The organism is Pseudonocardia endophytica (assembly GCF_004339565.1).
Taxonomy (GTDB): Bacteria; Actinomycetota; Actinomycetes; order Mycobacteriales; family Pseudonocardiaceae; genus Pseudonocardia; species Pseudonocardia endophytica.
This window is the reverse complement of record NZ_SMFZ01000002.1, coordinates 1,117,479-1,137,891: the sequence shown is the minus strand read 5'-3', so window position 1 is coordinate 1,137,891 and position 20,413 is coordinate 1,117,479. Positions and strand designations below refer to the sequence as shown.

15 protein-coding genes are annotated in these 20,413 nt (G+C 74.5%); 7 read left to right on the top strand and 8 right to left on the bottom strand.

Features of this window, described 5'->3' with window-relative positions; translation table 11 throughout:
- Positions 1–89: 89 nt before the first annotated feature.
- From EV378_RS24180 to EV378_RS24160, 5 genes are all read left to right on the top strand, one after another.
- A complete protein-coding gene (locus tag EV378_RS24180) occupies positions 90–1,466 on the top strand; it encodes a nucleotide sugar dehydrogenase (protein ID WP_132429717.1) in 1,377 nt (458 codons plus the stop codon).
- Positions 1,467–1,492: 26 nt separating this feature from the next.
- A complete protein-coding gene (locus EV378_RS24175) occupies positions 1,493–2,887 on the top strand; it encodes a glycosyltransferase family 2 protein (RefSeq protein WP_207908847.1) in 1,395 nt (464 codons plus the stop codon).
- Positions 2,888–3,011: 124 nt separating this feature from the next.
- Entirely contained in the window at positions 3,012–4,550 is a 1,539-nt protein-coding gene (locus EV378_RS24170; RefSeq protein WP_132429716.1) for a polysaccharide deacetylase family protein, read from the top strand.
- Positions 4,551–5,053: 503 nt separating this feature from the next.
- Entirely contained in the window at positions 5,054–6,496 is a 1,443-nt protein-coding gene (locus EV378_RS24165; RefSeq protein ID WP_132429715.1) for an exopolysaccharide biosynthesis polyprenyl glycosylphosphotransferase, read from the top strand.
- Positions 6,497–6,498: 2 nt separating this feature from the next.
- Positions 6,499–7,704, top strand: a complete 1,206-nt coding sequence (locus tag EV378_RS24160) for a putative glycoside hydrolase family 15 protein (protein ID WP_207908846.1) — start codon at positions 6,499–6,501, stop codon at positions 7,702–7,704.
- 15 nt (positions 7,705–7,719) lie between these two features.
- Here EV378_RS24160 and EV378_RS24155 read toward each other — a convergent pair whose 3' ends face one another.
- From EV378_RS24155 to EV378_RS36475, 4 genes are all read right to left on the bottom strand, one after another.
- Positions 7,720–9,201, bottom strand: coding sequence for an oligosaccharide flippase family protein (locus EV378_RS24155; RefSeq protein ID WP_132429714.1), 1,482 nt, complete (start codon positions 9,199–9,201; stop codon positions 7,720–7,722).
- On the bottom strand, positions 9,194–10,207 hold the full coding sequence (locus EV378_RS24150; RefSeq protein ID WP_132429713.1) for a YveK family protein: 1,014 nt from the start codon (positions 10,205–10,207) through the stop codon (positions 9,194–9,196). Before EV378_RS24150 ends, EV378_RS24155 begins: the two co-directional genes overlap by 8 nt.
- Positions 10,204–11,304, bottom strand: coding sequence for a glycosyltransferase (locus EV378_RS24145; RefSeq protein WP_132429712.1), 1,101 nt, complete (start codon positions 11,302–11,304; stop codon positions 10,204–10,206). The genes EV378_RS24150 and EV378_RS24145 overlap by 4 nt, the downstream gene beginning before the upstream one ends.
- Before the next feature lie 70 nt (positions 11,305–11,374).
- Positions 11,375–13,513, bottom strand: a complete 2,139-nt coding sequence (locus EV378_RS36475) for a class F sortase (protein WP_243653747.1) — start codon at positions 13,511–13,513, stop codon at positions 11,375–11,377.
- A 238-nt stretch (positions 13,514–13,751) separates the two neighbouring features.
- Between EV378_RS36475 and EV378_RS35500 the strand changes: the two genes are divergently transcribed.
- Complete coding sequence (locus EV378_RS35500) at positions 13,752–13,928, top strand: hypothetical protein (protein ID WP_165922458.1); 177 nt, start codon at positions 13,752–13,754, stop codon at positions 13,926–13,928.
- 1,108 nt (positions 13,929–15,036) lie between these two features.
- Here the strand turns inward: EV378_RS35500 and EV378_RS24135 are convergent.
- From EV378_RS24135 to EV378_RS24120, 4 genes are all read right to left on the bottom strand, one after another.
- Entirely contained in the window at positions 15,037–15,993 is a 957-nt protein-coding gene (locus EV378_RS24135) for a DUF4397 domain-containing protein (protein ID WP_165922457.1), read from the bottom strand.
- 120 nt (positions 15,994–16,113) lie between these two features.
- The gene (locus tag EV378_RS24130; protein WP_243653746.1) at positions 16,114–17,313 is read right to left on the bottom strand and encodes an MFS transporter; all 1,200 of its coding nucleotides are present in this window, start codon (positions 17,311–17,313) and stop codon (positions 16,114–16,116) included.
- Between the two features lie 192 nt (positions 17,314–17,505).
- The gene (locus EV378_RS24125; protein WP_132429710.1) at positions 17,506–18,669 is read right to left on the bottom strand and encodes a sensor histidine kinase; all 1,164 of its coding nucleotides are present in this window, start codon (positions 18,667–18,669) and stop codon (positions 17,506–17,508) included.
- Complete coding sequence (locus EV378_RS24120; protein WP_132429709.1) at positions 18,666–19,325, bottom strand: response regulator transcription factor; 660 nt, start codon at positions 19,323–19,325, stop codon at positions 18,666–18,668. The genes EV378_RS24125 and EV378_RS24120 overlap by 4 nt, the downstream gene beginning before the upstream one ends.
- Positions 19,326–19,411: 86 nt before the next feature.
- Here EV378_RS24120 and EV378_RS24115 point away from each other — a divergent pair, with 86 nt between their 5' ends.
- Positions 19,412–20,413, top strand: a complete 1,002-nt coding sequence (locus EV378_RS24115; RefSeq protein ID WP_132429708.1) for an endonuclease/exonuclease/phosphatase family protein — start codon at positions 19,412–19,414, stop codon at positions 20,411–20,413.

The following is a 20,413-nucleotide window of genomic DNA, read 5'->3' as shown; positions in this document are numbered from 1 at the left end:
CGAAACAAAACGTATCGAATCATCGAGCAGGAAGTTGTCGGCGCAACCGACGGAGGTCACTACAAGTACTCATCTCCACGGAGGAGACCATGACGCTCACCCCCGCTGCGGCCCGTCCCGCCCGCCCAGTCGAGACGCGTCCCGCGCTCACGCTCGTCCCGCGCCCCGACGCGCTCCCCCCGGCCACCGTGAGCCCCGCGGCGACCGTGGCGATCGTCGGTCTCGGCTACGTCGGTCTGCCGACCGCCCTCGCGCTCGCCGACGCCGGCGTGCACGTGATCGGTCACGACGTCAGTGACCTTCGGCTCGGCGCCATCCGTGCCGGCGAGGTGGACCTGCTGCCCGCCGACCACGCGCGGCTCGCCCGCCACGCCGGTTCCGAGCTCCTGGACCTGACCGCCGATCCGGCCGACCTCGGCCGGGCCGACGCCGTGCTGGTCTGCGTGCCCACCCCGGTCGACGGTCACCTCGTTCCCGACCTGTCCGCCCTCGCCGCGGCGTGCGCCTCGGTGGCCGCGCACGCGGCTGCCGGCCAGACGATCGTGCTCACGTCGACGACGTACGTCGGCTCGACCCGGGACCTGCTGGTCGCCCCGCTCGCCGCGCGCGGACTGGTCGTCGGACGCGACGTGTTCGTCGCGTTCAGCCCGGAGCGCATCGACCCCGGCGTGGCCGACCACCTGCCCGAGCGGACGCCGCGCGTGGTCGGCGGCGTGACCCCGGAGTGCTCGCGACGGGCCGCCGGGATGCTGGCCCCGACCGCGGCGGCCGTGCACGTGGTCTCCTCCCCGGAGGCCGCCGAGATGACCAAGCTGCTGGAGAACACGTTCCGGGCGGTCAACATCGCGCTGGCCAACGAGTTCGCCGACGTCGCAAGGGGGTTCGACGTCGACGTCCGCGAGGTGGTCGACGCCGCGGCGACCAAGCCGTACGGGTTCATGGCCTTCCGGCCCGGCCCGGGCGTCGGCGGGCACTGCATCCCCTGCGACCCGCACTACCTGCTGTGGCAGCTGCGCGGTGGCGCCGTCGCCGCACCGCTGACCGAGGCGGCGATGAACTCGATCGCCGCGCGCCCGCACGCCGTCGTCGAGCGTGCCCGGCAGGTCCTCGCCGAGAACGGACGTCCGCTGGCCGGGGCGCGTGTGCTGCTGGCCGGCGTCGCCTACAAGCCGGGAGTGGCCGACGTGCGCGAGTCGCCGGCGCTCACCATCCTGGACGACCTGCGCCGCGCGGGTGCGACCGTCGCGTTCACCGACACCATGGTGAACCGGGTGTGGACCTCCGCAGGCCCCCTCGACACGGAGCCGGACCCGGCCGGGACGCCGTGGGACCTCGTCGTCACGCACACGCTGCACCCCGGCGTCGACCACTCGTGGCTCACGACCCCGGCTCCCGGCCGTCCGCTGCCGCAGGTCCTCGACGCCGCCTACGCGCTGGCCGACGCACCGAACCGGCACGTGCTGTGAGCGCCGTGACGGTGGCGGAGCCACGGGTGCCCGTGGCGCATCGCCGGCGGGTGATGGTCCGCCCCTTCCTGCGCCGACCGCGCCACGGCATCAACCGGCGCCCGGTCGTGGTCATGCTCGCGCTGGCCCCGGTGACGATGATGCTGACCTGGAAGCTGAGCGCCTGGTTCGGTGGGGACGCGCTGCTCAACGTCTACGGCATCGGCGTCACCACGGCGCTGTTCGCCACGTTCCTGCTGGCGTTCGGCTTCTACGTCGACCCGGCCACCGACGACGAGGCGACCGCCCTGCGGACCGCCGACCTGCCTCCGGTGTCGTTCCTGGTCGCGGTGAAGGACGAGGTGCACGACATCGAGGCCTGCGTGCGCAGCATGGCCGCGTCGCGCTACCCGCGGCTGGAGATCGTGGTCGTCGACGACGCCAGCACCGACGGCACCGCCGAGGTGCTCGCCGCGCTGGCCAGCGAGATCGACGTGACGGTGCTGACGATGCCGGAGAACGTCGGGAAGAAGCGTGCCCTCGTGGAGGGCTTCCGCCGGGCCACCGGTGAGATCGTCGTGTTCACCGACTCGGACTGCGTGGTCTCCCCGGACGCCGTCGAGCAGGCCGTCCGCGCGATCGTCGCCCATCCCGAGATCGGCGGCGTCAGCGGACACGCACGCGCGCTCAACGCCGAGACCAACCTGCTCACCCGCATGCAGGACAGCTGGTACGACGGCCAGTTCGGCATCGCCAAGGCCGCGGAGAGCGTGCTCGGCGGCGTCAGCTGCGTGTCGGGCCCGCTGGCGGCGTTCCGCCGGGACGCGATCGCGCCCTACCTGCCGGCGTGGGCCGGTGACCGGTTCGCCGGGAGCGAGTTCCGGTTCGCGACCGATCGCCAGCTCACCGGCTACGTGCTGGGCCAGTACTGGGTGGGCCGTGACCTGATCCGCCGGTACTCCGACGACCCGCTGACCCACGAGCCGGCCGTCGCCCGCGTCTGGCGCGTGGAGTACGTGCGCAGCGCCCGCGTGAGCACCGTCGTGCCGCACACCGTGCGGTCGTTCCTGCGCCAGCAGGTGCGGTGGAAGAAGAGCTTCGTGCGGAACCTGTTCTTCACCGGCGCCTTCTACTGGCGACGGGGTCCGCTGTCGGCGGCCCTGTTCTACGGCCACGTGCTGTGGGTGCTGCTCGCACCGCTGATGGCGTTCCGGCACATGGTCTGGCTGCCGTTGCAGGGGGCATGGATGGTGACGGTGCTGTACTTCCTGGGGGTGCTGTTCAAGGGCGGGGTCTGGGCCGTCGGCTTCCGGCAGCAGAACCCCGGCAGCACGCGCTGGCGCTACCGCCCGCTGATGAGCCTGACCTCGTCGATGGTGCTGTCCTGGCTCCTGCCCTACAGCCTCGTCACGCTGCGCCGCGGCGTCTGGGCACGGGGGTGAGCGGGATGCCGGGACCCCGCCCCTCCGTCCGGCTCGCGGACGCCGTGTACCTCGTCGCGCTGGCACTGGTCTTCGTCGTGCTCCTGACCCGCGGGCACGTCCTCTCCTGGATCGGGATCCTCTGATGGCCGTTCTCCGCCGCGCGGTGCTGCGGACCGCGCTCGTCCTCGTCGCCGTACTGGCGATCGCCGTCCCGGTGACGGTCACCCGGTGGCTCGGCGCCGCCGTCGCCGCCCCGCCGTCCGTGCGCGACCAGGTCGTGACCGCGGCACCCGCCGCGGCGGACGCCGCGTACGAGCGGTTCTCCGGCGACCCGGCGGTCACCGCCCGGATCGACGGCGCCGTCCTCGTGCTGACGTACCACGACATCGCGCCGGCGGCCACCGGCGAGTACACGATCACTCCGCAGGCGTTCGCCGAGCAGCTCGCCATGCTGCGCGACGCGGGGTTCACCTCGGTCTCGGCCGAGACGCTGCTCGCCTCGCGCACGGATCCCACCGTGCTGCCCGCCCGGCCCGTCGTGATCACGTTCGACGACGGCACCGGCGGGGTGTGGCGCTACGCCGACCCGTTGCTGGCCGAGTACGGCTTCCGCGGCATCGCGTTCGTCATCACCGGCCGGGTGGGCGAGCACTACCCCTACTACCTGACCTGGGACGAGCTGACGGCCATGCACGACTCGGGGCGCTGGGACGTGGAGAGCCACACGGCGGCCGGGCACGACCGTCACGACGTCGGCGGCGGGCACAGCTGGCCGTTCCTGATCAACCGTCTCCGGCTGCCGGACGGCACGCTCGAGACCGCCGACGCCGCCCGCGCCCGGCTGAGCGCGGACGCCGACACGGCCGTCGCGACGCTGCAGGACCACGGACTCGGCAGGCCCGACCTGTTCGCCTATCCGTTCAGCGCCTCGCTGACCCCGACGAACGATCCCGCGACGGCCCAGGAGAGCCGCCGGATCCTCGCCGACCGCTACGCGCTGCTGTTCACCAACGACGGTGACCCGCACTGGGCGACCCCGGCGGACCTCGACGCCGGGGTGGTGCCCCGGATCGAGGTCACGGCGGGAGTCACCGCCGACGCCCTCTTCCAGAAGATCGTCGCCGGCCTGCCGGCACCCGACCCGGACGACGCCCGGCCGCTCCTGCCCGGCTCGTGGACCGACGCGCGGGGCGCGCGGGCCACCGACGCCCCCTCGGCTCCGGTCTCGATCCGCGGCACCACGATCACCGTGCGCGCCGTCGACGCGTCCGGCACGACCGCCTACCTGTACCGCAACCGTGCCGCCCGATGGACCGACTACACCGTGTCCGGAACGTGGTCCGCACATCCGGACGGCTACTCGGCCCTCCTGCTGCGCGAGGGTTCGCCGGGTGCGCTGCGCCTGTCCGTGGGCGCCGGGAGCATGAAGCTCAGCACCGCGGCGGGCACCGACCTCGCGACCTACCGGATCACCGAGTCGACGACGCACGCGGTGAGCGTGACCCTGGCCGGGACCGAGGCGCGCGTGACGGTCGACGGGCGGGCGCTGCCACCGGTCACCGTGCCCGACCCCGGACCCGTCGGCGGCGCGATCGGGCTGCGCGTGGCCGGTTCCCCGGTCGGCACGACGGTCGACGGGCTGCGGATCGCGGGCCCTGCGGCCACGACACCGAACCGGTGATCATCAGAATTGACTATCGCCTTCCCACGACCCTCACACGCCGCGACTCCGGACCGAGATCGGCACCGTCCGGCGGCGGTGTCGAAGGCGATGCAGCCCCGAACCCTCGCATTGATTCGTGCTTCACATGGAACGTGCAGAACCGTCACGTGCGTTTTCCGGCCGGCCACCCACTCGTTGCGGTCATGGGTGCTCACTCTCCGTGAAACCCATTTCTCACGCGCATCCGTACGAATTCCGGCGGATACCGTCTGTACTGCTCACGCTACACACGCGAAGGACCAGCAACGCAGCGCGATGGTCACGCACCGCAGCGTTGCACCGGCGGGAAAAGCATCGACGGAACGGCCCCGCCGTTCTCAGATTCACTCCACAGTGTTACTGTCGTCGCCGAACCGCCGCTCCACGTCCGGATTGGCGGAACACCCCCGGATTGAGCCACCGTTCACGTACTGCCCGTGTTCGGAGGAATCGACGCTCGTGCGGATGGAGGAACGGCGCGCGTGCACGCGAATGCGAGGCGGATCGAGCTCGGGACGGCCACACCACCGTCCATGACCCCGGTGCTCACCGCCGACGTGGGACTGGCGTCGGCCACAGGCCTCGTCCGCCGGATCGACGAGCGGGTCAGTGGCGTCACGGTGCTGCTGGTGTCCGCCGACCTGCTGGCGATCGCGGTCGCGCTGGTCGTGACCCGCTCCGTGACACTCCCCCAGGTGTGGGCCGCGCTGGGACTGCTCGTGGTGTGCCGGGCGACCGCCCGCGTGTACCGCTCCCGACTGCGCCTGTCCTGGTTCGACGACATCCCGCGCGAGCTGGTCGCGCTGGCCGTCACGGCGGGCGCGTTCCAGTTCGGAGTCGTGCTTCTCGGCATCGCCCCGGACCTGCTGCACGTCGTCGCGGCGCTGACGGTCACCTCGGTCGTCGGTGCCACCGGCCGGGCCGTCGCGTTCCATGCGGCCCGCGTCGGGCGGACCCGCTACGGCCGCGGTGACCGGACGCTCGTCGTCGGGGTCGGGCAGGCCGCCGTCGAACTGACCGAGGCGATGATCGACCACCCCGCGTTCGGCCTGCGGCCGGTGGCCATGCTGCGCGTCGGCGACACGACGGCGCAGTCGCCGGTCCCGGTGCTGGAGATCGAGGGACCGCTCGTCCCCGCCGTGACACACATGCGGGCGGCCACCGTCGTGTTCGCCTGCCCGGACGTCGCGGAGGGCGACTCGCTGGACGCGGCGATCCTGGCGCGGCGGATGGGCTGCACGGTGCTCCTGCTACCGCAGATGTCCGAGCTCTACGGCGACGGGGACGGTGTGGAGCGGCTGCGCAGCCACCCGCTGGTCCGCCTGGCCCCCGACCCGACACGGCGGCCGACGTGGTGGATCAAGCGCGCGCTGGACTCGGCGATGGCGCTGATCGGGCTGGTGCTCGTCGCCCCGCTGCTGCTCGTCGCAGGCGTCGCGGTGCTGATCGAGAGCGGCCGTCCGATCTTCTTCTCGCAACAGCGGATCGGGCTCGACGGCCACCCGTTCACGCTCTACAAGCTGCGCAGCCTGCGTCCGGCGAACGACACCGAGCACCAGACCGTGTGGTCGGTGGCGGCGGACCCGCGGATCGGACCGGTCGGGCGGATGCTGCGCCGCACGTCGCTCGACGAGCTGCCGCAGCTGTGGAACATCGCCATCGGCGACATGAGCCTGGTCGGGCCGCGTCCGGAGCGGCCGACGTTCGTCGCGAAGTTCTCGCAGGACCACGACCGCTACGCCGCGCGCCACCGGGTGCCGACCGGGCTGACCGGGCTGGCCCAGGTCAACGGCCTGCGCGGCGACACCTCGATCGCCGACCGGGTTCGCCACGACAACTACTACATCGCAAACTGGTCGCTGTGGCTCGACCTCCGCATCCTGCTGCTGACCGTCCGCGAGGTCGTGCGGACCGGCCGGCACTGAGCGTGCACGCGCGCACGATCGCGGCGGTCCTTCTGGCCGGGACGTTGCTGGTCGGGTGCGCGGCCGCGGACGGTGCGCCCGCCGAGGCTCCGCCCGCGTCGCGGACACCTGCCGCGTCGCCCGTGACGTGCGGGATGTGGCTCGCGCTCGGCGCCGAGCCGACCGACGCCCAGCTCGTGGACGCCGCCCGCCGCTACCCCGTGGTCGTGCTCAACGCGTGGGAGGTCGCGGCCCAGAAGCGGCTGCGGCAGCTGAACCCGGCCGTCACCGTGCTCGTCTACAAGGACCTGTCCTCGACGCGCAGCTACCCGGCGGCGCGGGACGGGCTGATGCCGTCCGGTGTGGACCCGGCCGCGAACCCGGACTGGTTCGCGACCGACACCTCGGGGCAGCGCATCGAGTGGCGGCCGTTCCCGCAGCACTGGCAGATGACCGTGTGGGACACCGGTTACCAGCGGGCGTGGGCCGACGACGTGAGCGCGGAGACCGTCCGCAACGGCTGGGACGGCGTGTTCGCCGACAACGACATCGCCGACCTGAGCTTCTACTCGAACGCCGTGCTGGCCGGGACGTCCGGTGTGGACGAGACGAACCGGAGGATCCGGGACGGGCTGGACCGCCTGGTGACGACGGCGGGCACGGAGCTCGAGGCCCGGGGCAAGCTGCTCGTGCCGAACCTGTCCGAGGCCCGCCTGTTCCCCGGCCGCTGGACGGAGCACTCCCGGTTCGGCGGCGCGATGGAGGAGAACTTCGCGCAGTACGGCGACGACGGCTCGCTGATCACCTGGCAGGGCGACCAGTGGGACGAGATGCTGCGCGGCGCGACCGACGGGAAGCACCTCACGCTGCTCGTCACGAAGACCGGCGACGACCGGTCCCGGGACGGGGCGGCCGAGCGGGCCGGGTTCGCCGGGGCGGCGCTGCTGTCCGGGGACCGGACGTGCTGGACGGCGTCCCCGACCGGCGACTACTCGCAGCCGGGCTGGTCGGGCTACCAGTCGCTGTCGCTCGGCGCGGCGACCGGCCCGGCCCGGCGCGACGACGACGGCGTCTGGACCAGGGAGTTCGCGAACGGCTGGGTGGCGCTGAACCCGACGACCACGTCCGCGACGGTCACGCCGCCCACCGGCATGCGCACCCCGGGCGGTAGCCCGGCCGGCGCCGACGTCACGGTCCCCGGCGCGGACGCGGTGATCCTCGTCCGCTGAACCGGCCGCCCGGGCTCACCCCGCGTCCTCCGGCGAGCGCAGGGACCGCAGGTCGGCCACCAGGTCCCGGTTGGTCAGCAGCATCACGGCCCCGTACAGCGCGAGCAGCAGCAGGGCGTGCACGACCAGGCCGGGGACCGACGCCGGGTCGGACAGGGCGTCCACAGGGGACAATCCCCACTCGACGCCGAGACCGACGGCGCCCGCCACCACGATCCCGGCCACCGAGCGCGCCACCGGCACGATGTGCGGCAGCCCGCCCGACCGGTGCAGCACCCACAGCGTCGGCGGGATGACCACGGCGACGGCGACCAGCTGCGCGAACGCCGCGGCGACGACGCCGTACCGGGTCAGCACCACGAGCCCGGCGAGCAGCAGCGCCAGGTGCGCGATCTGCAACACGAGGTAGGCGCCGGGCCGGTCCACCGCGCGGACGACCTCCTGCAGCATGAACTGCACCGCGAAGCCCAGCCCGTAGCCGCACAGCACGACGAGCACGGCCGACGCGGGAGCCCACCGCGCGTCGAGCACGACCACCCGGTCCGCGACGAGCGCCGCGATCAGGTACGGCCCGCCGGCCAGCACGAGCACGGCGCGCAGGAAGCGGGTCGCGGCATCGCGCAGGTCGCGGCCCTCGCGGCGCAGCCGGGCGTACACCGGGAACGACACCGCGCCCAGCACCAGCGCGATCATCAGGTACGGCGCCCACGCGATCCGGAACGCCAGCGAGTACACGCCGACCGCGGCGGGCCCGAGCGTCCGGGACACGGTCGCGTAGTCGACGTTGACCAGCAGCACGGCGACGACGGCTCCCGGCCCGACGACGCGCGTCCACTCGAGGGTCTCGACGGCGGCCCCGCGGTTCCAGCCCGGGCGGACCCGCACGCCGACGACGACACCCAGCACCGGCATCAGCACGGCGCCGATCAGCAGGCCGATCGCGAGCGACTCGGCACCCGCCCCGAGCGCGGCCAGCACGATCGTCACGACGGTCGCGACGAGTGCGCTGCCGGCGTCGGGCAGCATCCGTCGCCGGAACTGCAGCTCACGGTGCATCAGGCCCATCTGCACGCCACCTGCGGCCGTGAACGGCAGGCTGATCGCCGCGATCACGACGAGCGGGGCGGCCGCGGGCGCGCCGAGCGCGGCGGCGATCGGGTCGCGGGCCAGCACCGCCACGAGCGCGAGCAGCGCGCCGATGCCCACCGAGATCGTCATCAGCGTGCCGGCCACGACCTCCGGGTCGCGGCGGGTGCGGGACACGACGTCGAAGACGCCCATCGACTGCACCACCTGCCCGACCGCCACCAGCGACACGGCGACCGTCACCAGGCCGAGCTCGGCCTCGGTGAGGAATCCGGCGAGCACGACCGTGACCACGACCTGGCTGCCCTTGGACAGCAGGTTGACCAGCCCGAGCCAGAGCGAGCCGCGGGTCGCCGTGAGGCCCAGCCCGCCGCCCTGCTCGGCGGGCTCCGCGGCCGTCGACTCAGACAACGACGACCGCGAGAACCGCGGCTCCCTCCGGCAGCGCCCCCAGCGCGTCGTCCACGTCCTCGCGGCGGGCGTCCGCACGGTCGACGACGACGAGCACCGACGGCGTCGCGTCCGACTCCGTGCGCGGGCCGGTGGCGAGGTCGCTCTGCAGCGCCAGCACCGAGTCGGCGACGCCAGGGGACGCGCCGACGACCCGCACCGGCCGGTCCGCGGCCCGCACCAGCACACGGGCGCGTTCGACGAGCGCGGGGTCGTCCCCGTCGAGCAGCGTCGCCGGGCCGCGACCGGCCAGGGTCACCGCCTCCAGCGCGGCGTGCCCGGCACCGGGGCGCGCCCGGAACGGACGCATCACGAGCACGGCGGCACCGGCCGCGACGAGACCGGCGATCAGCGCGATCCCGGTCGCGAGACCCATGTCCGGGCTGGTCTGCAGCACGGTCGCGCGCGGGTCGAGCAGGCGCAGCTCACCGGCGGGGGCGAGCAGGTTCGCCCTGATCACCTCGTTGCCGACGGCCTCGGCGAGCTTCCCGGCGACAGCGGGGTCGGCCGCGGCCACCGACACGCGCGCGACGCCGGACCCGGACAGCAGCTCCACGCTGACCCCGGACGCGAGGTCGTCGGCGGACGGGGAGCCGGGCACCGCGCGGGACACGGCGTCCAGCAGCGTCGGCGACGCGACCACGTCGGAGATCGACGGCATCGCCAGGCTGACCACCTCGCCGTAGCTGGTGGACACACCGGACTGGTTGAGCAGCGCCGACCCGCTGTTCTCGGTGGGCAGCGCGAGCAGGCCGACCCGGCCGGTGTACGACGGCGGCAGCAGCGCGGAGACGCCGATCACCACGGCGGCGGCCAGGATGCCGACGACCACGGCGACGGCGGTGATCCGCGGCCAGCGTCGGCGCGGCCTGTGCGTGCGGGCGGCGAGCCCGTCGACGGCGCGCGGCGGCACGGACTCGCGGGGCACGGACCCATCCTGCCGGGCCCGCCCGTCGGTGGTGGTCATCGTTCTCCTCGGTGGCTTCCTCGGACCAGGTCCTCGACGACGTCGGCGACGGCGTCCGCCGTGCGTTTCCGGTCGAACAGGTCGATCACGCGGGCACGCCCCGCGGCGCCCTCGGCCCGCGCGGGGCCTCCCGGGTGCAGGCGGGCGGCGATCGCCTCGGCCAGCGCGTCGGTGTCCCCTGGTGCGACGACGGCGCCCGCCTCCCCGACGGCCTCCCGGACGCCGGTCACGTCGAAGCCGGCGACCGGTCGTCCGGACGCGAGCGCCTCGAGCGCGACGAGCGGCATGCCCTCCCAGCGCGAGGGCAGCGCGACGACGTCCGCCGCGGCGTACCAGGGCGCCGGATCCCCGGTGCCGCCGCGCCACAGGACGGAGGGATCGGTGCAGGCGGCGCGCCACTCGTCGGAGCGCGGGCCGTCGCCGACGACGACGAGCTGCGCGTCCGGCACCCGCTCGCGCACCTGCGGCCAGGCCCGCAGCAGCAGGTCCTGGCCCTTCTGCTCGGTGAGCCGCCCGAGGCAGAGCACGAGCGGCGCGTCCGGCAGGCCGAGTGCCAGGCGGGCGGCGGTGGCGGGGCGCGGCGCGAAGCGGTCGGTGTCGACGCCGTTCGGTACGACGCGCGCGGGTGTCCGGACGCCAGCGGCGCGGCCGAGACGCAGCTCGTCCTCGCTGACGCAGAGCAGGCGGTGGGCCCAGCGGGCGCCGACCCGCTCCCAGACGCGGGCGGCCGTCGCGGTGCCACCCTCGACGGCGTCGAAGGACCAGGCGTGCGGCTGGAAGATCGTGGGACGACGACCGCGCACGGCCAGCCGTCCGGCGAGTCCGGCCTTGGAGCTGTGCAGGTGGACGAGGTCCGGGGCGTGCGCCCTGACGATCGCGGCGAGCGAGCGGACCTCCGACGGCACGGAGCGACCGGGGCCGCGGGTCGCCTCCCACACGCGCACGGGCACCGACGCGGCGACGGCCCGGTCGACGAGTTCTCCACGCGGGCAGGCGATCCGGGCGTCCCAGCCCCGCTCGCGCTGGTCGGCGGCGAGCATCAGGGCGACCGCAGCCACGCCGGCGTCCACCGGCTGGCTCACGTGCAGTACCCGCACTCCGACCTCCTGACCGTTCCCCCCGACAGGACTGTCGTGGATCTTGCGGTGTGGCGTTACGTGGTGTGCCTCAGTGCACCGAGGCGAACACGACGACGTTGTCCTCGTAGGACCGGGCACTCCGGTCGAACGTTCCGCCGCAGGTGATCAGCCGCAACTGGGCGTTCGCGGTCGGGCCGTAGACCTCGTCGGACGGGAACTCGTCCTTGGGGTACCGCTTCACGGCGTCGACGGTGAACACGGTGCGACGGCCGTCGGTGCGCGGCACGACGATCTGCTGCCCCGGCTGGATCTCCTCGAGCCGGAAGAACACGGCGGGACCGCGGAACGAGTCCACGTGCCCGACGATCACCGCGGGCCCGGCCTCCCCGGGCTTCGGGCCCTGGGCGTAGAAGCCGATCCGGTCGAAGTCGACGGGCGCGCCCAGCTGACCGTCGGGGTCGATGCCGAGCCGTTCCGGGGTGCCCGCGGTCAGCCCGATCGACGGCACGGACAGCCCGGACGGCGCGGCCACCGGACGGGCCGGACCCTTCCGCCCCGGCACGACCACCGTGGCGTTCGACGCGATCGGGATCGTCCCGTTCGGCATCGTCAGCGGCACGGACGCCGCGGGCGGCGGGGCGTCGTCCGGCTCACCGACCCCGAACGCGAGCGGCACGACGAGCACGGCCGCGATCAGCGCGGCCCGCCCGGTCCGGCCCGGTGGGGTCCGCTCCCGTGTCGTGCCGGTGCGCTTCCCGGGCGGTGGGGTGGGGTTCGCTGCCGGCTCGGCCGTCGCGGGGCCGGGCCGCTCCGGGTGGCCCGGCACCGGCCGGCTCGGGTCGCCCGATTCCGGTGCGGGGCGCGCCGTCGGTGCACCCAGCGCCTCGGCGCTCGACCCCGTGCGCGGCGCCGGGACGATCGGGCCGGGCTCGCGGTCCACCCCGGTCGTCGTCCGGTCCACGTCCGGGACCGGATCGGGCGGGGGTGCGTGCACGGTCTGCTCCGCAGCCTCCGTGACCTGTGCGAGGTCCGCGGCCGGTGCGCTCTCGTCCCCGCCCGGAACGACGGGCGACGGCACGACGGTCCGCTCGACCTGCGGCGTCTGCTCGACACCCGCGATCGGCTCGACGTCCGCGGTCTGCTCGACGTCCGCGGTCTGCTCGACGTCCGCGGTCGGCCCGACACCCGCGATCGGCCCGACACCCGCGATCGGCCCGACACCCGCGATCGGCCCGACACCCGCGATCGGCCCGACACCCGCGATCGGCCCGACACCCGCGATCGGCCCGACACCCGCGATCGGCCCGACACCCGCGATCGGCCCGACACCCGCGATCGGCTCGACGGTCGGGGCCGGCCCGGCCGACGGCGGCGCCATCCACTCGGCGGACGCGATGCCTTCGGCCGACCTGGCGTCTGCCGTCGGCGAGCCGTTCGAGGTCCGCACGGCATCCGCGGCGGCGGTCTCCGAACCCGGCCCGACCGACGCCACGTCCTCGACCGGCGCGACTCGCGTCCCGGGAAGGTCGTCCGAGATCCGAACGACCTCCGATTCGGGAACCTTCGGCCGCGGAGACGGGCTCGGCCTCGCCGACGGACCTGGCCTCGCCGACGGACCCGGTCCCGCCGACGGACCCGGTCCCGCCGACGACGTGCCCCGCTCGGTCGGCGACACGACGACCGTCGTCGCTGCGACGTGTGTCGCCCGCTCGACGTCGGAGGCCTCGTCGACCCGCGGAGTGTCCGCCGCGCTCCGGGGCGACGGGCTGGGCCTGAACCGCGTGGCCGCCACGATGTCCGCCGCGGGCACGGCGCTGTCGACCGCCGCGGGCACGGCGCTGTCGACCGCCGCGGGCACGGCGACGTCGACCGCCGCACCGTGCGTCGTCCGCTCGACGCCGGGAGCCGGGTCGATCCGTGGCAGCTGACCGGTCTGCTCGACGTCCGGGACCGGCTCGACCTCCGGACGTGGTCCGGTCCGCTCCACGGCCGGGACCTCGTCGACCTGCGGGAGAGAGCCTGTCCCCTCGGCGTCCGGACGGACGCGCGGGAGGTACGTGGTCGGCTCGGCGGCAGGGTGCTCGTCCGCGCGCGCGGTCGAAGGAGCCTCCCCGACGTCCGGGGTCGAGCCGATCGTCTGCAACGGCCCGGCCCGGCCGGTGTGCTGGACCGGGTCGATCGCGCGGACAGCGGACCGTCCGGCGTCGGCCGGCGCGGTGCGCCGCACGGGCGTCACCGAACCCAGGTGCTGCACCGGTGCGGCGGCGACGCGAGTCCGAGCAGCCGGAACGGGCGGGAGGACGGGGTCGGCGGGACGCGGTGGCGTCGTCGGGCCGACCGGGTTCGACCCGGTGTCGCGCTCCGCCTGCACACCCGGTGTCGCGGACCGGCCGCCGGGAACCGGCCGAGCTGCTGCGGGCGGGGTCCGGACGGGACCGGGCGCAGGCCGAGCAGGTGCGGGCGGCGTGGGACCTGGACCGCGACCAGCGCCCACCGGCGCGCTCGGCACCGGCGGCATCGGGCGAGGGGCCGGCGTCGGCCGGACCGGAGGCCCGGACGTCGGCGACGGCCTCGGCTCCGGCGGGACCGTGGTCGACGGCGCCCCCGGACCGGGCCATGTCGGCGCCCCGCTACCGGGCTGAGACATCGCCGCACCCGGACCAGGCCACGGGATCGGCGCACCCGGACCGGGATGGGTCGTCGGCGCCCCAGGACCGGACTGAGTCATCGATGCACCCGAACCGGGACGGGTCATCGGCGCACCAGGACCAGGCTGAGCCGCCCGCGCCTCCGGACCGGGCCGCGTCATCGGCGCACCAGGACCGGGCTGAGCCGGCGGCGCACCCGAACCGGGACGGGTCGTCGGCGCACCCGGACCGGGCTGAGACATCGGCGCCTCCGGACTGGGCGACGTCGTCGGCGCGCCGGGACCGGGCTGAGACATCGCCGCACCCGGACCCGGCCACGGGATCGGCGCACCCGGACCGGGATGGGTCATCGGCGCACCCGGACCGGGCTGAGCCGTCAGCGCCTCCGGACCGGGCCGCGTCATCGGCGCGCCGGGACCGGGCTGAGACATCGGCGCACCCGGACCCGGCTGAGCCGTCAGCGCACCGGGACCGGGCTGAGCCGCCGGCGCCTCCGGACCGAGCCGCGTCATCGGCGCCCCCGGATCAGGCTGAGTCATCGGCGACCCGGGACCAGGCTGAGACATCGGCGCCCCGCTACCGGGCTGAGACATCGCTGCACCCGGACCGGGCCACGGGATCGGCGCACCCGGACTGGGATGGGTCGTCGGCCTCCCGGGACCGGGACGGATCATCGGCGCACCCGAACCGGGCTGAGTCATCGGCGCACCAGGACCGGAACGGGTCGTCGGCACCCCAGGACCCGGCTGAGACATCGGCGAGCCGGGACCAGGCCGCGTCGTCGGCGCACCCGGACCGGGACGGGTCGTCGGCACCGCGGGATCGAACCAGGCGGCGGGCGCGGGCGGAGGCGCGGGCGGCGGCCCGGCGGCGTGATCGACCGTGGGCTGATCAGGGGACTCGGCAGGCGGAGGAGAGCCCGACCCGGAGGACTCGCCCGCCTGCACCGCACGCCCGGACCCGGTCGGCGCGACCGGGCCGGTCCGCCCCGGCCCACCGGCGGACCCGCCCTGTCTCCGCGCGGCGGGCTCGAACCACCTCCGCGCGGTGACGGGACCGAACCACGTCGTCGACGCGGCGGGGTCGGGGCGGGCCACGGAACTCAGCCGCGACGCCGTCGGGCCGCGGCGGCCACAGAGGACACGGAGTAGGCCAGCAGTGGCGCGGCCGCGACGGCGAACACGATCGGGAGCAGACCCGGGCCGCTGTCGTTCTCCGCGGTGCCGCCGCCACCGGCAGGCACGCCGCCGACCGGGATCTGGCGCGCGGGCGCCTTCGGAGCGGCGGGGGCCGGCGCGGCGGGCCCGGCGCCGTTGGCCGGGGCACCGGACGGGCCGGACGCCGCGGCGCCGCTCTGCGGGCCCGACACCGGCAGGCCCGCGACGTCGGTCAGCGGCCTCGCGGCGAGCTTGCCGCTCGCGTCCTTCGTGAGGACGACCGTGTTGACCGACCCGCCGCCGACCGGCAGCTGCGCGGCCTCCGTGGCCCCACCGGCGCTGAGCCGGACGTCCCAGGTCTTCGCCGCGACCGTCGAGTAGTCGGTGACCGTGCCGTAGGCCAGGTCGGTGGCCAGGCGGGGACCGTCGACGGCCAGCGCCTGCACCGGCGGGATGCCCTCGGCGCCCTGCACCAGGCGGACCTTGCCGTCGGACGTACCGGGCGCGGACAGGTCGTCGTCGACGAGCTCGCCGCGCACGGAGCCGCCCGAGCCGTTGTCGAAGAACAGGAGCGTCTGCGCCGAGCCGGGCGCGATCTGCAGGCCTGCGGACAGCGGCGCCGCCGCGTCCGGGGCGGAGCCCGCGGGGCGCATGGCGATCGAGTAACGGCCGGGGACGAGGTTCAGGTAGTCGGTGACGGCGCCGTACGCGACCCCGCTGCCGACCCGCTGGTCCACCGAGGTCGGCCCCTCCGGGCCGGACAGCGTGATGTCCACGCCCGGCGTCTTCGGCGAGAGGTGACCGAGACGGACCTTGCCGGTGGGCTCCTGGGCGCCGGCGACCGGCGCGAGGGCGAGCGCACCCGCCGCGACCAGAAGGACGAGTCCGCCGAGACCGGTCATGCGGGCTCTCGACAGGCGACCCCGTCGGTGGCGTCCCATGGCCTCGTCCTCTCGTCAGATCCCGACCTTCGGCACTGTGACCGGCGCCAACCACGCGATCACCGAGCATGTCGGTGACCCTCACCCTGATGGCTCATCGTAAACCGATGCCTCCATGTTTCGTATCTCGCGGTCGTCTCGGTTCGGCCGAATGGCGAGTAACAACGGCAGGCACACGGCCGTCGCCGCCGCGACGAGCAAGGGCCCACCCAGCGCCCACGCTCCGAACAGGACGATGCCGGACAGCTCGGTGCCGAACGACGCGACCGAGGTGACGGTCGCGCGCGCCCGTCCGCGGATCCGGTCCTGCAGACGCGTCTCGGTGCACACCCGCACGGCCTGGTACGCGCCCCAGAACACGGCCATGCCGGTGAGGCCGGTCCGGTCACCCACCGTGGTCACGGCGAGCCCGATCGCGGCGAGGAGGAGCAGCGCCGACGGCGACCACCGCCGTCGCGCCAGCCGTCCGCCGGCCCACGACCCGAGCGCGCCGACGACCGGCACCACGAGCAGTGCCAGCGGCACGACGGCGACCGGGATCCCGGCGTCCGCGGCGAGCAGCGGGAAGTACTCCTCCGACGCGTCGACACCGCCGAGGACCGCGACCGCCAGCACCGCCGTCCGCAGGCCGGGCGTGCGGACCGCCGACCGGACACCGTCGGTCAGCTCGCGGAACCAGCCCGGTTCGCCGGCATCGGAGTCGGTGTCGGAGTCGGTGTCGGAGTCGGTGTCGGCGTCGGCGTCGGCGTCCTCCGGGCGGACGTCGCGCAACGCCAGCGCCGGGAGCGACGACGCCAGGCACACCCCGACGCTCACCCACCCCACGAGCGCGTACCCGCCGAGCTCGAACAACGCCGTCGCGGCCAGACCGCCCGGCACCTGCGCGAGCTGGGCGACGGCGTTCAGCCTGCCGTTGACCCGCGCGTACGCGTCCGGTTCCCCGGCGACCAGCAGCCCGTCGTAGACCAGCGCCTCGAGCGATCCGGACGCGAGCGCACCGCCGGCGGCCCACAGCAGGAACCCGGCCGCGAACCCGGTGAACGTCGGCCAGACCGTCCACACCGCGAACCCGGCCGCGATCACCGGCCCGCTGGCGACCAGCGACCCACGCCGCGACCACCGGTCGGCCAGCGCACCGGACGGGATCTCGAGCACGATGCCTGCCGCCGACCACAGCGCGAACAGCAGCGAGATCTCGCCGACGCCGAGGCCGGACTCGTCGAACAGCAACGCGTAGAGCCAGAAGATCGGCACCGCGTAGTGCAGGGCCTGCCACGTCACCGCGATCGCGGCGAGCCGACGGGCCGGGAGCGAGGAGCTGCGTCAACCAGGCATGCGCGGAAGCGTACCGCCGCCCGTCGAACGCTCCGCGGCTTTTCGACGACCGCCGCGCCTCTCCCCGGTTGACATGGCGCTCACGGCTGTTCAGGCCATGATCGAACAGCCCTGTGTGCCATGTCAGCCGGATTCCGGCTACCCGACCGGTGGTCCGACGGCCAGTTCGACGGTCACGCGGAGCCCCCCGCCGGCACGCGGGGCGAGCACCAGGGTCCCGTCGTGCGCCGCGGCGACGGATCGGGCGATCGCCAGCCCGAGCCCGACGCCCGTGTGATCGGCGCGGTGGTCGGCGCGGACGCGATCGGCGGCCCGGTCGACGCGCGCCCGGTCGACGGCGTGAGCGGTCCGGACCCGGTCGGCACCACGGCGGAACGGTTCGACGAGCGTGGGGACGACGTCCGGGGCCAGCTCCTCCCCCGTGTTCTCGACGGCGAGCACGACGGTCCGTGGTCCGGCGGAGGTCGTCACCCACACGGTTCCGGAGTGGACGTTGTGGACGATCGCGTTGTGCAGGAGGTTCGTCGTCAACTGCAGCAGGAGCGCGGGCGACCCGGACGTGCATGCGACGTCGCCGCCGGTGGAGATCGTGACGGCGCGCGAGTCGGCCAGCGGCAGCAGCGTCTCGGCGGCCTCCTCGGCCAGCAGCGACAGGTCGACCGGTTCCGGCGTGAACGACCGCTGGTCGGCACGGCCGAGCAGCAGAAGCGCCTCGGTCAGATCGATCGCGCGGGTGTTGACGGCCTGCAGGCGCTCGATCAGCTGCTCGGTGTCGCGGTCCGGGTCGGCGCGGGCCACGTCGAGCAGCGTCCGCGACACGGCGAGCGGGGTGCGCAGCTCGTGCGACGCGTTGGCGGCGAACCGGCGCTGCTCGGCGACGTGCGCGTCGAGCCGGGCCAGCATCGCGTCGAACGCGTCGGCGAGCTCGCGGAACTCGTCGTCGCGGCCCGGCAGGTGGATCCGGTGGGTGAGCGATCCGGTCGCCGCGATCCGGGTGGCCTCGGTGATCCGGTCCAGCGGGGCGAGCATCCGTCCGGCCAGGAACCACCCTCCGACGAGGCCGAAGACCAGCAGGAACGCCAGCACGAGGATCGCGGCGGGGCCGAAGATGATCGGGCCGAAGTTCCCGGGCGTGAACACCCGCAGGAAGTCCGAGGGCTCGTGGAGGAACCGGCCCAGCGGCATGTCACGGAGCAGGAACAGCCGCACGGCGGCCAGCAGCAGCACACCGGCCAGCATCAGGAACCCGGCGTAGCTGAGGGTGAGCTTCAGGCGGACGCTGAGGCCGGGAGGCCTGGTCATCCGTCGATCCGGTACCCGACGCCCGGCACGGTCGTGATGATCCAGGGTTCGCCGAGCCGCTTGCGCAGCGCGGAGACGGTGATCCGCACGGCGTTCGTGAACGGGTCCGCGTTCTCGTCCCACGCCCGTTCCAGCAGCTCCTCGGCGCTGACCACGCCGCCGTCGGCCGCGGCGAGGACGTCGAGCACGGCGAACTGCTTGCGGGTGAGCGCGACGTGGCGGCCGTCCCGGTGCACCTCGCGGCGGAACGGGTCGAGACGCAGACCGGCGATCTCGCGCACCGGCGGCCTGCTGTGCGCGCGCCTGCGGTCCAGCGCGCGCAACCGGAGCACGAGCTCCCGGAACGCGAACGGTTTCGTCAGGTAGTCGTCGGCGCCGATCTCGAACCCGGCGGCCTTGTCGTCGATCCGGTCGGCGGCGGTGAGCATCAGGATCGGCATCCCGCTGCCGGACGCGACGATGCCGGCCGCGACCTCGTCACCGGACGGGCCGGGGACGTCGCGGTCCAGGACGGCGATGTCGTAGTCGTTGACGGCCAGCAGCTCCAGCGCGGCGTGCCCGTCACCGGCGAGGTCGGCCGCGATCGCCTCCCGGCGCAGGCCGTCGCGGAGGGCCTCGGCCAGGAGCGGTTCGTCCTCCAGAACCAACACCCGCACCCCGCGATCGTAGGTTCCGGCACCTATCGCCGACGTATCGGAATACGCATACGCGCCGGCAACGTCGCGCGCGGTCGACTGGGTGCATGACGACGACCGACGTCCGCCCCGCGAGGCGGGCGGGCCTCTGGCGGCGGGGCCTGGTCCTCGCCGCGCTCGCGCTGCTGTCCGGACTGGTCATGGCGCTGCACGCGCGGATCCCGAACGCCTGCACGAGCGACGCCGGGACCCCGATCTCGCCGTGCCACGACCGGCTCGGGAACGTCGGCAGCCTGGTCGAGACCGTGCTCCCGTGGTTCGGGCTGGTGATCCCGGTCGTGCTCGTCGGGGCGCTGGTGCGCCGGTCCGCGTCCGCGCTCGTCGCGCTGCTGCTGCCGATCACGGTGTGGCTCTCGTTGTTCGGTGGTCTGCTGGGCGACCGGTCCCATCCCGGTGGCGATCTCACCGTCGCGAGCCACAACGTCAGCGCGGACAACCCGGACCCGGCGGGCACGGCCCGCGCGCTGGCCGCCTCCGGGGCCGACGTGCTGGCGCTCGAGGAGATCGACCCGCAGGTCAGGGGCGTCTACGAGCGGGAGCTGGCGACGGCGTACCCGTTCCACGTCGCACAGGGCACCGTCGGGCTGTGGAGCAGGCTGCCGCTCTCCGACGTGCGCCCCGTCGACGTCGCGATGGACTCGACCCGGGCGCTGCGCGCGACGGTCGCCACCGAGCGCGGGCCGCTCGCCGTGTACGTCGCGCACCTCGGGTCCGTGCGGATCTTCCCGATCAACGGCTTCTGGACGGCCGACCGGGACGCCGGTGCGCAGGCGCTCGCCGCGGCCGTCCGCGCGGAGCCCGTCGAGCGGGTCGTGGTCCTCGGCGACCTGAACGGAACGCTCGACGACCGTGCTCTGGACGACCTCTCGTCGCAGACGACGTCCGTGCAGGTCGCGGCCGGGGACGGACTCGGCTTCACCTGGCCGACGCCGTTCCCGGTCGCCCGGATCGACCAGATCCTGGTCCGGGGCGTGCAGCCGGACGCGGCGTGGTCGCTGCCCGCCACCGGCAGCGACCACCTGCCGGTGGCGGCGCGGATCAGCTGGTGA